24 protein-coding genes are annotated in these 13,284 nt (G+C 61.1%); 12 read left to right on the top strand and 12 right to left on the bottom strand.

Annotated features, from left to right (window positions below):
- Positions 1–163 precede the first annotated feature (163 nt).
- On the bottom strand, positions 164–349 hold the full coding sequence (locus AC0L20_RS33040; RefSeq protein ID WP_007612773.1) for a hypothetical protein: 186 nt from the start codon (positions 347–349) through the stop codon (positions 164–166).
- 261 nt (positions 350–610) lie between these two features.
- Here AC0L20_RS33040 and AC0L20_RS33035 point away from each other — a divergent pair, with 261 nt between their 5' ends.
- The 5 genes from AC0L20_RS33035 (at position 611) to AC0L20_RS33015 (ending at position 2,591) form a co-directional block, all read left to right on the top strand.
- Positions 611–904, top strand: a complete 294-nt coding sequence (locus tag AC0L20_RS33035) for a hypothetical protein (protein ID WP_473294713.1) — start codon at positions 611–613, stop codon at positions 902–904.
- A 91-nt stretch (positions 905–995) separates the two neighbouring features.
- Positions 996–1,172 carry a hypothetical protein gene (locus AC0L20_RS33030; RefSeq protein WP_473294712.1) on the top strand — a complete coding sequence of 59 codons (177 nt, stop codon included), beginning with the start codon at positions 996–998 and terminating at the stop codon, positions 1,170–1,172.
- A gap of 129 nt (positions 1,173–1,301) precedes the next feature.
- Complete coding sequence (locus AC0L20_RS33025) at positions 1,302–1,493, top strand: hypothetical protein (RefSeq protein WP_027519295.1); 192 nt, start codon at positions 1,302–1,304, stop codon at positions 1,491–1,493.
- 115 nt (positions 1,494–1,608) lie between these two features.
- Positions 1,609–1,785 carry a hypothetical protein gene (locus tag AC0L20_RS33020; protein ID WP_473294711.1) on the top strand — a complete coding sequence of 59 codons (177 nt, stop codon included), beginning with the start codon at positions 1,609–1,611 and terminating at the stop codon, positions 1,783–1,785.
- A gap of 557 nt (positions 1,786–2,342) precedes the next feature.
- Positions 2,343–2,591 (top strand): hypothetical protein, encoded by a 249-nt coding sequence (locus AC0L20_RS33015; protein WP_007612758.1) that lies wholly within the window; start codon positions 2,343–2,345, stop codon positions 2,589–2,591.
- 128 nt (positions 2,592–2,719) lie between these two features.
- Here the strand turns inward: AC0L20_RS33015 and AC0L20_RS33010 are convergent, their stop codons facing one another.
- Positions 2,720–3,280, bottom strand: coding sequence for a hypothetical protein (locus AC0L20_RS33010; protein WP_473294710.1), 561 nt, complete (start codon positions 3,278–3,280; stop codon positions 2,720–2,722).
- Positions 3,281–3,601: 321 nt separating this feature from the next.
- Between AC0L20_RS33010 and AC0L20_RS33005 the strand changes: the two genes are divergently transcribed.
- Positions 3,602–3,871, top strand: coding sequence for a DUF6894 family protein (locus AC0L20_RS33005; RefSeq protein ID WP_456768914.1), 270 nt, complete (start codon positions 3,602–3,604; stop codon positions 3,869–3,871).
- On the opposite strand, the gene AC0L20_RS33000 is transcribed toward AC0L20_RS33005, so the two are convergent.
- The 6 genes from AC0L20_RS33000 to ligD form a co-directional block, all read right to left on the bottom strand.
- The gene (locus tag AC0L20_RS33000; RefSeq protein ID WP_473294709.1) at positions 3,865–4,071 is read right to left on the bottom strand and encodes a hypothetical protein; all 207 of its coding nucleotides are present in this window, start codon (positions 4,069–4,071) and stop codon (positions 3,865–3,867) included. The genes AC0L20_RS33005 and AC0L20_RS33000 overlap by 7 nt on opposite strands.
- On the bottom strand, positions 4,068–4,268 hold the full coding sequence (locus tag AC0L20_RS32995) for a hypothetical protein (RefSeq protein WP_473294708.1): 201 nt from the start codon (positions 4,266–4,268) through the stop codon (positions 4,068–4,070). The genes AC0L20_RS33000 and AC0L20_RS32995 overlap by 4 nt, the downstream gene beginning before the upstream one ends.
- A gap of 374 nt (positions 4,269–4,642) precedes the next feature.
- Complete coding sequence (locus AC0L20_RS32990; RefSeq protein WP_473294707.1) at positions 4,643–5,308, bottom strand: SOS response-associated peptidase; 666 nt, start codon at positions 5,306–5,308, stop codon at positions 4,643–4,645.
- A gap of 13 nt (positions 5,309–5,321) precedes the next feature.
- Positions 5,322–5,753, bottom strand: coding sequence for a hypothetical protein (locus AC0L20_RS32985; RefSeq protein WP_473294706.1), 432 nt, complete (start codon positions 5,751–5,753; stop codon positions 5,322–5,324).
- Between the two features lie 30 nt (positions 5,754–5,783).
- Entirely contained in the window at positions 5,784–6,197 is a 414-nt protein-coding gene (locus AC0L20_RS32980; RefSeq protein WP_473294705.1) for a hypothetical protein, read from the bottom strand.
- A 313-nt stretch (positions 6,198–6,510) separates the two neighbouring features.
- Complete coding sequence (gene ligD, locus AC0L20_RS32975; RefSeq protein ID WP_473294704.1) at positions 6,511–7,434, bottom strand: non-homologous end-joining DNA ligase; 924 nt, start codon at positions 7,432–7,434, stop codon at positions 6,511–6,513.
- Between the two features lie 132 nt (positions 7,435–7,566).
- On the opposite strand from ligD, the gene AC0L20_RS32970 reads away from it, so the two are divergent.
- A complete protein-coding gene (locus AC0L20_RS32970) occupies positions 7,567–7,752 on the top strand; it encodes a DUF3606 domain-containing protein (RefSeq protein WP_007601546.1) in 186 nt (61 codons plus the stop codon).
- 150 nt (positions 7,753–7,902) lie between these two features.
- On the opposite strand, the gene AC0L20_RS32965 is transcribed toward AC0L20_RS32970, so the two are convergent.
- On the bottom strand, positions 7,903–8,577 hold the full coding sequence (locus AC0L20_RS32965) for a hypothetical protein (protein ID WP_473294703.1): 675 nt from the start codon (positions 8,575–8,577) through the stop codon (positions 7,903–7,905).
- Between the two features lie 330 nt (positions 8,578–8,907).
- Between AC0L20_RS32965 and AC0L20_RS32960 the strand changes: the two genes are divergently transcribed.
- The 3 genes from AC0L20_RS32960 to AC0L20_RS32950 all read left to right on the top strand — a co-directional run bounded on the left by AC0L20_RS32960 (position 8,908) and on the right by AC0L20_RS32950 (position 10,004).
- On the top strand, positions 8,908–9,204 hold the full coding sequence (locus AC0L20_RS32960; RefSeq protein WP_473294702.1) for a hypothetical protein: 297 nt from the start codon (positions 8,908–8,910) through the stop codon (positions 9,202–9,204).
- Between the two features lie 36 nt (positions 9,205–9,240).
- On the top strand, positions 9,241–9,453 hold the full coding sequence (locus AC0L20_RS32955) for a hypothetical protein (RefSeq protein WP_473294701.1): 213 nt from the start codon (positions 9,241–9,243) through the stop codon (positions 9,451–9,453).
- A gap of 236 nt (positions 9,454–9,689) precedes the next feature.
- Positions 9,690–10,004 carry an NIPSNAP family protein gene (locus AC0L20_RS32950; RefSeq protein WP_473294700.1) on the top strand — a complete coding sequence of 105 codons (315 nt, stop codon included), beginning with the start codon at positions 9,690–9,692 and terminating at the stop codon, positions 10,002–10,004.
- A 64-nt stretch (positions 10,005–10,068) separates the two neighbouring features.
- Here AC0L20_RS32950 and AC0L20_RS32945 read toward each other — a convergent pair whose 3' ends face one another.
- From AC0L20_RS32945 to AC0L20_RS32935, 3 genes are all read right to left on the bottom strand, one after another.
- Complete coding sequence (locus AC0L20_RS32945) at positions 10,069–11,670, bottom strand: FAD-dependent monooxygenase (protein ID WP_473294699.1); 1,602 nt, start codon at positions 11,668–11,670, stop codon at positions 10,069–10,071.
- Between the two features lie 243 nt (positions 11,671–11,913).
- On the bottom strand, positions 11,914–12,342 hold the full coding sequence (locus AC0L20_RS32940) for a response regulator (protein WP_473294698.1): 429 nt from the start codon (positions 12,340–12,342) through the stop codon (positions 11,914–11,916).
- Positions 12,343–12,402: 60 nt separating this feature from the next.
- On the bottom strand, positions 12,403–12,603 hold the full coding sequence (locus AC0L20_RS32935) for a hypothetical protein (protein WP_473294697.1): 201 nt from the start codon (positions 12,601–12,603) through the stop codon (positions 12,403–12,405).
- Between the two features lie 48 nt (positions 12,604–12,651).
- Between AC0L20_RS32935 and AC0L20_RS32930 the strand changes: the two genes are divergently transcribed.
- Positions 12,652–12,960 carry a hypothetical protein gene (locus tag AC0L20_RS32930; protein WP_473294696.1) on the top strand — a complete coding sequence of 103 codons (309 nt, stop codon included), beginning with the start codon at positions 12,652–12,654 and terminating at the stop codon, positions 12,958–12,960.
- Positions 12,957–13,256 carry a hypothetical protein gene (locus AC0L20_RS32925; RefSeq protein WP_456768923.1) on the top strand — a complete coding sequence of 100 codons (300 nt, stop codon included), beginning with the start codon at positions 12,957–12,959 and terminating at the stop codon, positions 13,254–13,256. The genes AC0L20_RS32930 and AC0L20_RS32925 overlap by 4 nt, the downstream gene beginning before the upstream one ends.
- The last annotated feature ends 28 nt before the right edge of the window (positions 13,257–13,284 follow it).

The raw sequence follows: 13,284 nt of genomic DNA, 5'->3' as shown, positions 1-13,284 counted from the left end.
GTCGGGCAAAACACCTGTATAAGTGCATCATCGGGGAATACCCGGTGTCGACTTCTGCGCGCATCCCGGCCTCGACCGGACTGCCATGGCTGGACGTCGCGCAGTCCGCAACCCGCGCACGGACACCGGCGGGACGTGTGTCCCCAGAGCGCGTGCGTCGGGATTACTTGATGCTGACGAACATGCCCCAGGCGCCGGCCAGCGCGGCGCCGGAAAAGACGATCAGCGGGTTGTCGCAGAACGCGCTGCCATAGGTGCACATGGTAACGCCGAACGAGCCGATCTCGTGATGGCTCGCGGAGTAGAACAGTCCCGACAGCACCAGCAACGCGGCGGCGACGACATACATCGACGATCTCTCCGAGCCATCCCCGTTGCGTCTATCGCAAGGGACATGTTCCAGCATCGCGCGAACCCCTTGCATCCTGCCGAATCCGCTTTGCTGCATTTGAACTAAAGTCGATCTTTCCCGCGCCGATGCTGTCGTCGTCGGCTGCAGTCCGTGCGCAATCTGCACGTGTGATCGGAATCGGAACAGCTGCGCGGGAACTCCGGGACGTGCTCTTCATTAAGAAACATGAACAGTTGGACCAATCCAGGGGAGTGGCCCATGGGAGCCGAGCGGATGCACCCTCCGCGGTACTGGCGGATGCGGGCGGAAGAATTCCGCACCAAGGCGGATAATTGCGAATATCCCGAGACGCGGGACGTGCTGCGCAAGGTGGCGGAAAATTACGACGAGCTGGCCCGCCGCGCCGCGCGCATCTGCACACTCGAGAGCCTGGACGAACTGCGGGGGGGGGGGGACCCGTCAACACCAAGCCGGCTTGATCGTTCAGGACAAGCCCGCTTGATGGTTCAAGACGAAGCCGACGGCAAGCGCGCGCGATCATGGGGCGTCTAGGCCCTCTCTGCCCATTAGAAGCGCTTCTCGCGTCGTAGGAACGAATGTCCACTTTGGCACTTAGGAACTCAGTCCTCCAATGAGGAACGAGATGAGCAGTGAACAGCAAGGCCCGGCAACGCGGCCGGATCAGCATTTCAAGCCGGGGCCGCCATGTCCCAAATGCGAGAGGGGCACGCGCTGCCTGACGTCGATCTTCGACGTGAGGCGCGATTGCTCGATCGTGATCTATCGCTGCGACTCGTGCCGCGAGGACGTCTGGATCTGAGCGAGCGCCGTCGTCGGCCCATCTGCGGGACGCCCCATCGCAGATCTCAGAACAACGTCCGATAGGAACTTCGCCTGTTGCGCTCGCTTGTGCCTGCATCGACCACGCAAGGCGAGACAGCTCCCCACCATGCAATCACGCTACCCGTTGTTGAAGAAGTGGACAGCGGAAGAGCACGAGCGGCTGAAGGCGCTGGCCGAAGCCGGCTGGCGGCCGGACGAGATCGCCGGCGAGCTTGGTCGCAGCGAAGCCGCCGTGAGGGTGCGCGCCTGGCAGCACGGCATCGCGCTGCGGCTCGTCACGCAGAAGCGCGGACCCTGAGACCGGCTGGGTCGAAAGCCAGCAGGCGGGCATCCCGCCCTGTGTTCACTTCTGGGCGGTCCTCAATCGCCTCTCGGCGTACGCTGCGAATGGAGCAGGAACACGGGAGCTTGTCATGCTCACCCGCGAGGAATTCGAGGCGGATCTCGACCGGCAGAAAATGCACCAGCTCGATGCAAGCCAGGCGACACGACAAATGCTGCGCCGTTCGCGGGAGCAGATCGCGGCATCGATGGCACTGCTTCAGCAGCAGGTTCCGAAGATCTGGCACCCTGAACCTCCAGAACGATAGAAACCTCTTCCGCTGTCCCGCGTTTGCGCGCATGGCGAACCGAGACAGCAGGCAGCGGCCGATGTGTGCCGCGTGCAACAAGCCCATGACATTCATCGACGCGGTGAGTTCACCCGAGGGGGCGATTGCCATCTTCCGGTGCTCCGGCTGCAACAAGTTGTCCTGGGAGAAGCCGATGCGAGACCAGAACGCGGGCTCGGGTTGAATTCGCGCGGGGAAGAAACGGCCCCAGCCCGGGGGGGCGAGCTGAGGCCGTTGGAGGGGTGCCGGTCGTGCATCCGGACCGACGCCCGAATAACTTTCTGATCCCACAAGCTGTTCCTATTCAGGCGACCATGGACATGGTGCGCCCCGACGAAACACGCCTGAAACAGTGCTGAAACCAGATTGTCTCGAACGCCCCGCCGGCTGCGTCCGACCAACCTAGCGAAAAGGAGATCATCATGATCCAGGTTGGTTCGAAGGAAGAAGTCGCGTTTTTGCTGGCGCTGTTCGGCACCCACACCCAGCCGGTCAAGCGGCCGGCGAAATTGCGGCAGGCGTGAGGCGCTGATCCCATGCCAGGCTTGGCCGAATGCCAGAGCCTCTTGCGGCTTCTGATCGCAAGGGGTGACCCGAAGGCCATCCCGCTCGCAAAGGGCGCCATTGATCAATATTTGAACACGGCGCCGGCCTGCATGCGTGGCCGCGGCCTGCGCGTGCTCCAGCGCGACGCGCTCGACCAGCATGGGACCGCGGTCGGCGTGCAGCGCTCGTTCGCCGAGACGGTGGATGCCTATATCGTCGGGAAGCTTGCGGAGGAGTGAAGGGCCGAATGTCGTTTCGCCCCTGTCGCTTCGCCCCTGTCGCTTTCGCTTCAAGGAGAGACACGAACGCGGCAAGCGATGCTGCCGCGTTCGATTTGGTCATCGTATCATGAGCCCGGCTCCCGCGATTACTGGGTCGGCGGCAGCACGGCCTGCGTGGTCTGCTGCGGCAGGTTGGTGTAGGTCGCGCTTTCCTTGGTGCAGATATCCCTGAACACCACGACGCCGGCCTGCGGATATTCCTTCACCAGGCAGTTGCAGTTGTTGTTGACCACCGGGGTGGGCGCAGCCGCTGCGACCGGTGCCGCAACCACGGCGGGCCGCTGCACGACGACCGTCTTCTCCACCACCTGCGGCGTCGGAACGTACACCGGCCTGTTCACGACAACCGGATACTGGACCGGCCGGACCACCACCTGCGGCGGGATATAGACCGGCGGCGCGGGCCGCGGATAGACATTGACCTGAGGCATCGGCCGCGGGCCGGGATAGACGACGACCGGGCGCTGGCCGCCGTTGCCGCCATAGCCGTTGAAATGGGGACCGAATTGGGGCCGCGCCTGCGGCGCGTTGCCGTACTGTCCGTTCTCGCCCCAGCCGGCCTGCGCCGAGCTGCTCGCAACGCCTGCCGCAACACTGGCCAACACGATCGCTGCCGCCATCTTCGTGATCATCAAGGTCTTCGTCATGGTCCACCTGTCTGGTTGTTTGTTTTGTCTCATGCCGTCGTCGTGGGATGAGTGATAGGCGGAGATGGCGCGTGCTTCCGTGACGCCGCGCACACAGCAGGCGAAATCCTCCTTCGTTGGAATGAGAGATGACGGGGGAGGGGCGGCGCGGTCGGCGCCCGTTGCCTGCCGGATCGACCTGAGATGGGTACACGCAGGCGACGTGCGGGCGCAGGTCGGGAAACCCTGGGTTCCCGGAACCTGTTGATTCCACCAGATTTTTTCGCCGCCGCCGGAAACCCTTTGGCCGTTTCGGACCTGTTACGGGCAAAGGATGCTGCAATGCCCCGATATTATTTCGACCTGCGCGACGACACCGGTGTAGCGCTCGACGAGGAAGGGTTGGAGCTGGCCAGCGCGCGCGCCGTTCAGGCGGAGGCCGCCAAGTCGGTCGCGGACATGGCGCGCGATGCCATCCTCTCCGCGCCGCCCGCGGGCGGCAGGCAGACCATGGCGATCGACGTTCGCGATGCCAGGGGTCCCGTGATGCAGGTCAAGTTCTCGTTCGCGTTCGAGACCTTCAGGCCGCCCTCGACATCACGCGATCATTGACGCGTGAGAAATTCCGGCGGGGATTGCTCGGGCTCGAGCACGGCGATCTTGCGGCCGAGCTGCCAGACCTCGACCTTGCCGTGCCGCGTGAACTGCTGCGCGAAGGTGAGGGCGTTCGCATCGGAGGCGGCCTCGAACGCTTCGGCGGAGCGGAACACGCCGTTGTCGCCGACCAGATAAGCGCGATATTGCTGGGTCATGTGGGGGCCCTCAGCCCTGGCGATTGCAGCCAGGCGTCGATGTGCATGGCGGTCTCGTCCTGCCGCGCGCGGCGCAGCAGCATCTCGCGGCGGCGCCCCGGCGCCAGCGTGCGCGCTTCCTCGCGCAGCCGCGTGGCCTCCTCGGCCAGCCGTTCGGTGAGTGTTGTGGTCTGCTTGAAACGTCGACGCTTCTGCATGGCGCATGTCCATCGTGCGAGCAGTCGGAGCGCAACCCCGGCGTTGTCGTTGCCGATCGATGCCGAGTGAGGCGCGGTGATGGATCAAGCCTAGGCCGCCGGTTTCGAGCCGTCGTTGTCATTTGCTAGTTGTTTGGAAGAATCTTTTGGAAGTGCAGCGCGGCAAAAAGAGGCCCCAGCTCGCGGGGGCTTGGGGGGCATTTGAGCTGGGGCCATTGGGGTCACCCTTGGGGAAGGGTATCGGGAAAACTTGGCAAGGGCGGGAATGTTCCTGCTTCATTTTGGAAGTGGGATCGGCAGGTCGGCCGACGCAGGAGTGGAACGCGCCGTTGCAGTTCCCGTGAAGCCTCAAAAACTCTGAGGAGCAAGGAAAGTCAGAGTGACGATGCTACATCCTCCTTTTCAGCTCCGCGCGCTACAACGTGAAGAGCCTCATCGTTAAGCGGCCGTTGTAGCGCCTTGGCTTCATCCCAAGGCGCTCGTAGCCACACATCCCGCTCTTCGTTTGTCGTCAGGATCACCGGCATTGCCTTCGGATGGATCGGCTCCACGACCGCGTTCGGCGTGGTGGTAAGAAAACCGTACACTTGGTGCGGCCCTGGAACGGGCTTCGACTTCGTGCCGCGCTCGCCATTGAAAGTCGTCCAGATCCCGGCGAACGCGAACAGCGGCCGGGCGTCCGCGAGCGCAAACCACACGATGTCTTTCTTCTTCGTCTCCGGGTTGGGCTCCGGCGCGTATTCGGCAAAGCTGTTGACTGGCACGAGGCAGCGGTGCTCCGGCTTGAGCCACGCGCGCCAGTGCGGCGACGAGGTGTTGCGAATGTTCGTGACGGGCGGGCCGCCGGTACGCGGAGGGGGCGGCATGCCCCAGCGCATCAGCACCATCTCTCGTTCGCCGCCCGCATCGCGAATGATGGGTGCAGGGTAATCTGGAAACACGCCCGGCATCGGCGGCAGATTACCTTCATAGCGGCGGACGACTCGGAAGAGGTCGGCTATCGTGGCTTGGTTGGTGGTGATCGAATAGAGATTGCACATGTTCGATTGAAAGCTAGGGCTGCCACACCGCAACATACATCCAGGCCAGCGCGCCGATGATGAAAGATAAGATGCAGGCGGGCGCCACGACATCAAGAACCAGTGCCGGGAATAGCGCGCCACCATCGATCCCCGGGTGAAAGTTCCCCTCATCGATGATAGCTTTAACCCGCCGCTGCGCTCTTTTCGAATAAGCGGTGAGTGCGATTGTCGCTGCTATTGAAGACAATTCGGAAACGATGCAAATCACTGCCGCCAGTTGTACGGCGGCTCTATTTGGTACCTTCGTACCCAGCCCCATAGCCAATGTAAGCGAGGCATAAACGCCGGTATGCACCCAAGCAAAATAAGCGAGATAGAGGGTCCAAAGCTTCGAAAGCATTTCCTGAATAAGCTTCAGCTCTTCCCAGCTCTTATCCTCTCCGAGCGGCTTTTGGCTCGTCACCAACCATTTTGAATTCCCTTGCTCAAAATACTAACGTTCGCCGGGCCACCAATATGAGGCCGGATTGGTAGCAGAGATTTTCGTTGGGCGCAGCGCAACAAGTGCGCTCCGCTTGTAAGGATAACCTCGCACTTGCGAACAGTCCTTGCAACGCATGTAGCGTTCGAGTTCATGCACCGGCGTCGTCTTGGCACGACGGACGATATCGAGCGCCACGGTCTGGTTGGTGTCGCATCCAAGGCATCGCACTTCGAGGTATAGGAAACCCGCGTTAACGGCATCTCCGATCGTCGGCGATGGCTGCGCGGGGCCCTTATAGCCAAGCATCCGATAGTTCCACGCCGCGCAAGCAAGCTTGTCGGCCTCCTTGCGCGCCTCCTTGGCGCGTTCGGCCGATATCTTGATTTGAGTGCCGTAGAGATGTTGGCGCGACTTGGTGGTCATGGGCGATCAAAGCCATGAGCCGGCCAAGCTGGCAAATTATCGATGGGTAGTAGGCGAAAAGCTGGACGAACCACTGCCTATCGTGGCTGTGGAAAACCTCCGGCGGCCTCAGTGCTGCGTCGGCTCTTCCTCGACCGGTTCGCCGTGTTGGTGCTCAAGCGCTTCGCCGAGGTCACGGCAGTCGAAGCGTTCGCCGCAGGTCGGGCAAGTCATAAAGTGATCTTCCTCGCTCCTGGGCTGCCAACCCTCTGTGCGGAATTTAGCTCTCATAGTGCGCTCCCGGCCCATATCCACCATCGATCAAATGCATCCATCACAGATCCTCTCTCAAGCCCTTAAAGAAGGGGTGCCGGATCTTCCCCTCCGCCGACTTGGCGCGATACTCTATTTCCGCAAGCAGCTTCGGCTCGACCCAGATGCCCTTGTGCGCGATGCGCTTGGCGTAAGGTTGCGTCTTGCGAATGAGCGGCTTCAATCGTTTTTGCAATTCTGCGGCAGACGTCTTGTCGAAACCGTGGTCGACCTTGCCCGCATAAATGAGATCATCTCCCTTATGCCGCCCGAGATAGATGCCGTCCCATTTGCCTTCGTCGAGTGCGAAGCCGGCGATGGTTAGCGTCTCTCGCTGTGCGCAAGTCGTCTTGACCCAGTTATTGCCGCGGCCGCTGTTGTAGGTGCTGTCGCGAACCTTGGAGACGACGCCCTCAAGGCCAACCTTGCACGCATGCGCGAACATCTCGCGTCCTTCGATTTCAAAGCTCTCGCTGAACTGCACGTCGGTGCCGGAGATGATCTTCTTCAACTCGGCCTTCCGCTGAAACAGCGGCAGGCCGCGAAGGTCTCGCCCATTCAGATAAAGCAGGTCGAATGCGACGAGCATGATCTTGGACGATGTGCCCTTGAGCTCGTTCTGAAGGACGGAAAAATCGGTGCTGCCATCGGCAGCAGGGACGACAACCTCGCCATCGATGACCGCCGATCCCGCCTTGATGTGCCAAGCGTCGTCGGCGACTTTCTTGAAGCGTTTGGTCCAGTCGTGCCCGCGACGGGTGTAGACGGTGACGGCCTCGTTGGCCAAATGAAGCTGCACCCGGTAGCCGTCGAACTTGATTTCGTGAATCCACCGCGCTCCGGATGGCACACGGTCTACCGCCGATGCCAAGGCCGGTTCGATAAAGTCGGGGAAGGGCGCTTTCACCCCGAGCGCCCCCGGCCTACGCTGACGCTGCAACGCCACTGACAAACTCCACGCAACGAACACGTTGATTCGAATCTTTGTGGCCGGATTCGTTCCGCTGGTCGGCGTGACCTGATGGGCGTGGGGAACCGTTTGAATCCTCTTGCGTTTCACAGATGCAAGGAGAGCAACATGGCTAAAGCGAAGAAGCAGACAACTCGCGGTCGCAAGCAGGACCGCGCGCGCGTGGCGGGTGGGCAGAAATACGAAGTTGGCTACGAGGCGAAGAAGACGGGCCGCTCGGCCTCGGCCGTGAAGAAGGCGGTCAAGAAGGTGGGCAGCAGCCGGAAGAAGGTGGAGCGCAAGCTGGGCCGCTGATAGTTTTGCGTTAGAACAGAGGTTTGTGGCGAGCCGGTCGCGTCAGCGACCGGCTTCTTGCGCCCCGGGGTGTAGCCACCTGACACGAGCAGCCGGTCCAGGACCGCTTGTGACCCAAAGCGAAATTTGTTTCATGGGCAGAAGAAATGGCTATTGCTGCGTGGCTTTCCGTACGTCATCCCGTGTTCTCGTAACTACGTCAGGCAACTTACGATGAAACTCCTGCTCCAAAGCCTTCATCGCTTCCCGGTCATAGGATTTGCCATGGCTGGAATATGTATCGAAGATGGTCTGTCGACTTTTCTCGCACGCTGCGAGTGCCCCGTGCTCGATAGTATCGGTAGGATCGTTGGAAGTTCGGGCTAACCTTCGTGCAGTGCCCTCAAGGCAGAGGGGATAGGTGCGCACTGCTTGGTCTTCGATCGCTTTATCAGGATTGGACTTCCATAGCTGCTCTGTTTGACGCTGTAGCTCGACAATTCTAGGGATCTGCTTGAAGAATGATCCTACGGTGTCGTCAACGTAAGACCGTTCATCCACGCGGTGCGAGCTGTCTACTGCGCGCTGTCTACAAACCGAAAATAAGTTATTAGCGATCTCGGCCTTTGCGCTGTCTTCGGCGCGGTTTAAGCCATCGGGACCATTTTTGATAACGAAGAGGCGCAGAGTAGTTGGCAATTCTCGCTTCACGCACTCGTGGAAATATTCCAGCTCGTCGGAAGCCGCCGCTGCTTGCCGGGCGAAAAAACATAGACCCATAACTAAAATGAGCCCAGCGCCAATGCCAGGTTGAGCTGTTCCGCCGAAGGCTAACTCGCGCTTCATTTCCAGTTCCGTAGTTTGCGCTTCTCACATATATGCTTCAGGTTGATAAGCTATAAATGATCGCGTCGAAAGACCGGCGATTGTTCTGCCAGCTTCTGGCCCTTAGCGGACCTATGAAACGATGGTCGGAGAGGACGCTATCGGACGCTTTGGGCCAATGGATTTGACGCGTCGGGCAAAACACTGGCAGAATAGCATCATTGAAGATCGGCCCGCGCGGAGCAATCCGCCGCGGGCTTTTTATTTTCGGAGACTCGTCATTTAACAAACGGATTTCCAAATGACCAATTCAGGAGAAGGACCGAGCTGCATCTTCCTGTTGCGCAGCATGTGGCGAGTGAAGGTTTCAGGGCGCCAACGCTGGCCGATATCGAAACCCTGGCACGCGCCAAGAACGAAGCCGCACTCAACGTGCTTGCTGCCATCATGTTCAGAGAGACAGCGAATGCCTTTGCGCGGGTGGCCGCCGCAAACGCTATTCTCGACCGTGGGTGGGGCAAGCCGGTGCAGCCCTTGGCGACGGACGCACGGCCGCGCGAATTGCTGCAACGGATCGAACGCATCATCGTACATCCGGACCATCCATCGATAATCAACAATGAGACCCGCGAACCCGAGGCTTCGTAAGCTTCGCTTCGTCTTGTCTCCAGGCGAGGAATTGCAATGAAAACACCAACGCCATCGACTCCACCGGAGTCTAAAGATATGCATCCACAGCAAGAGAACGCGGCTCTGATCGGTTTACCCCAATGGATGCGCGACGCGCTTGCATATAAACCGGAGCAACCGGCTGTGGAGCCGAACACGCCCGCGAAGCCGACCGCAGCAGAGGCCGCTGACCGGCGCAACATTCGAATCCTGAACCGGGTATTGTGAAGACTTGATCCGCTGGGCCGATGGCTCATAAATCCGGCTGGCCCGCGGCGCAAGCCACGTCCGCTTCGTTTTCGAAACCGGACGTGCTCAGCTCGCAATAGTAGGTCAGCTATGGGCCAAGAGGAGACGTCGCAGTGTCCTCGATCAATGGCACTCTACGGAGTTTGGTATGGCGCGCGTCTAGCGTCCGAGATTTAGCAAGGAGCCCGTTCAACTCTGCGCTGGAGCGCTACAGGATGATTACTTGTTACCTGCGTTACGAGGTTGACCCGGACAAGCTCGCCGACTTTGAGGCCTACGGCGCAATGTGGCTTGACCTGATGCCGCGGTTCGGCGGTATCCATCACGGCTACTTCTTGCCGTCCGAAGGAGAGAGCGACGTCGCCTTCGCGATGTTTAGCTTTCCGAGCCTCGCGGCATACGAACAGTACCGCAAGGACGCTGGTGCAGATCCAGACGTTCAGAAGGCGGTAGCCTTCGCGAAAGAGACGCGCTGTTTCACTCGTTATGAGCGGTCTTTTTTCCGGCCGTTGCTTCCGAAAACAGCTTAGAGCTGCGGTACGAATGATCTGTGCGAGTGTCCGCAATGGGTCAAAAAGCGAAATGCCAAAGTCGTCAGCCTAGGTCTGCTTTAACCCAAAAAGCGGAACTTATAGATTTGTCCTCCTCCGCCGCAGCCGGTCCGAACCACCTCGTCATCGCCTCCGCGAGTCCGCGTTGGCTCTCGTCTCCCACCCACGCGACATGCCCGTCGGGCCGCACCAGCACGGCTTTGGGCGCCGCGACCTGTCCGATGGACGGGAGCTCCCATGCACCGTGATAGTCCGCTTCGACGAGATCGATGCGATCTGCCCAGGGCGCGATGTCGAGGCCGCCTGCCTTGCCAAAATCGAGCAGCAAGCCGCGCGCGCCGTGCAGCAGCGTGAACAGTCGCAGCGGCCGCCCTTCGACCGTGAGATCGAGATCGGGCATGCGGCGCCCGAGCAGTGCGTGTCCTTTGCCGAGATCATAGTGCACGTCGAGCCCGCTCATCATCGCGCCAAAACGCTTACGCGGTTCGTCCATGCCGAGCAGTTCGGAGACGACCTCACGCGCGGCCTTGAGGCCGTCCTCGCCGCGGCGGAGCAGGGCGATTTGCGCCATGGTGTTGCGCAAGGTCCGCGCGCCGACAGGATGCCGCTCGGAATGGTAGGTGTCGAGCAGGCTGTCGGGCGACAGGCCCTTGACCACTTGTGCGAGCTTCCAGCCGAGATTGACGGCGTCCTGCACGCCAATGTTGAGGCCTTGTCCGCCGACGGAGTGATGGATATGCGCGGCATCGCCGGCGAGCAGCACGCGACGCTTGCGATAGGACACCGCCTGCCGCGCCGCATCGGTGAAGCGGGAGATCCAGGACGGGTTGTGGAGTCCGAAGTCGGTGCCGTAGACGGCGACGAGGGCTTCGCTGAGATCGCGCAAGCTGGGTTCGCCGGTCCGATCGAGCGTTGCTTCCGTCACGACCACCAGCACGCGTCCGCTCTCGGTCTTGCTGAGGCCGTGAAAGCCGAGCGCGTCATGGCGCAGGCCCCATGCGGGCTCGCAAGCTGGTTCTCGGCGCATCTCGACTTCGGCCATCAGGTTGCTCAGCGTCGGATCGGAGCCTGCGAAGTCGATGCCGGCGGCCTTGCGCACCAGGCTGCGGCCGCCGTCACAGCCGACCAGATAATTCGCGCGCAAGGTTTCGCCGCCGGACAGCGTCACGTCGATGCCGGTCTCGTCCTGCGCAAAACCCGTCACCTCGCGGTTTCGATAGATCGGCACCGCGAGCTCGCTGACCCAGTCGGCCAGGATGCGCTCGATGTGGCTCTGCCGCAGTGCGAGCCCGTAAGCGTGCCGGGTGGGGAGGTCGCTGATGTCGAGCCTGGTCCAGGCGAAGCCCGCGAGCTGGGTGATCTGTCCTTCGCGCAGGAAACGATCCGCGACGCCGCGCTGGTCGAGGATCTCGATGCTGCGCGCGTGCAAGCCGCCGGCGCGCGTGCCGACCAGTTCCTGATCGGCGCGCCGTTCGACGACGGCGACAGCGATATTTGCGAGCGCGAGCTCCGCGGCTAGCATCAACCCGGTCGGGCCACCGCCGGCGATCACCACGGCATGGTCTTTCACTTGGTCTTGCGTGTGGCGGGCGCCGACCCCTTTGGCGTGGCCGCGCGTCCGGGACGTCGGAAGCAGTACAGGCATGTGATGACCCCTCGCGTTTGATGGTGTTCGGGTCGAGGGTTCTACGGCAGGGTCGGGGGCTTGAAGCAAGCCCGTTGCACACCACATATCTGAGTGGGGAGAGGGAATCCTTTGTCCGCGTTCGCCGCGTTGACACGTCGGGCAAAACACCGGCATGATGCGATCATCGGGAAGAGTTTGGTTTAACCCGCGCGGAGGCGATCCGCTGCGGGTTTTGTTTTGGGTTTTCTGAGCTTGCACCCTTTAGCAGATGCCGGTGGTCCGCTGCATGGTGCTGGCGAGTTCCTCGAACGAAAACGGCTTTCTGATCATGGGAAGGCCGTCGCGCCGGGGTTCACGCCCGGACAATTGCAGGATCTTCAGTTCCGGGCGGTTTCGCCTGGCCCGCTCGGCCAGTTCGTGACCGTCCATGCCGGGCATGTTGATGTCAGTGATGAGGATTGAGATATCTTGGTTCTGCTTGAGCCGGTCGAGCGCATCGGGGCCGCTCCGGGCGCTGATGACTTCGCAGCCGAGATCTTCCAGCATGTCCACGATGACGTCGAGCACGCTGGGATCGTCGTCAACAACCAGTACGGTATGGCTCATCGCACAACGTTCCTTCTGAAGGAATAAACGCGCCCGCCGTGGCGTAAGTTCCGGCACGGCCTGGTCGAACGAGCGATGTTTCACACCTCGTGCAAGGCGCCGCAGAACGGCAAGATCAAGATGCGCCCCCGCCAGCGGAGCGGCCTAGTCGTCCTTCGACAAATCGCCGGGTTTGCTGGGAAGGTCGATGGGGCCGCCCTCGCCATGCACGAGATCGCAGTCCTTGTCCTCCGTGTCGCCGGCGTTTTCAACGACGGCTTCTTGAGTGTCGCGCTCCTTGTCGATGCGCGGCTTTCGTCCTGCAAGATTTAGCGACGTGTTTTGTGAGGTCGTCTTGAGTGTCATCTGCCGGCCCTCCTGATCAGCTAACGCTGCTTAAGCGAATTCGTTCTTTTGACACGTCTGCGAAAACACTGGCAGAATGGCATCATCGAAACGAGCTTAGTTCACCCGCGCGGAAAGCTTTCGCCGCGGTTTTTTTTCGTCTCGATCGAGATCGGACGGCGGCGGCGCGCTGCGGCCACGCACTCGTCAAACCTGGTGCGCCGCCGGCCGTACTATTGCTGGCCGCGCACGCGCGAATGTGCCGGCCCGCGGCGCTGGGCCAGTGCTCGCGCCGCTGCGGCCTTCGGAGCCAATCTGGTTGTCTCCTACTTCGCCATGCGCGGCTTCGAGAACATTGAAAGGATCATCAAGCGGTGAAGATGGCAGATGACGAAATCAGGGCGATCGTTGCCGAGACGCTGGCCGAGCAACACAGGCTTCAGCAGGCGAACATCGATGCCATCGTATTGCGGACGGTGGCATTGGTGCTGGCGTCTTTCGGAATCGAAGATGACGACCGAAAGGAGCTAAGGGCCGATTTTCAGCACTTGCGCCGATGGCGAACGAGCGTCGAGCAGGCGCAGAGCTACACGCTCAAGGCCGTGATTACGGTGATCGCCACCGGTCTGATGGGTGTGATTGGGCTAAGCGTCAAGGTCGTGCTCGGCAAGTGAGCCTCAGCCACGACGACATTGCTGCATC

The sequence above is a fragment of the Bradyrhizobium sp. Kon58 genome, from assembly GCF_055807455.1.
This window is presented reverse-complemented; position numbering and strand designations above follow the sequence as displayed.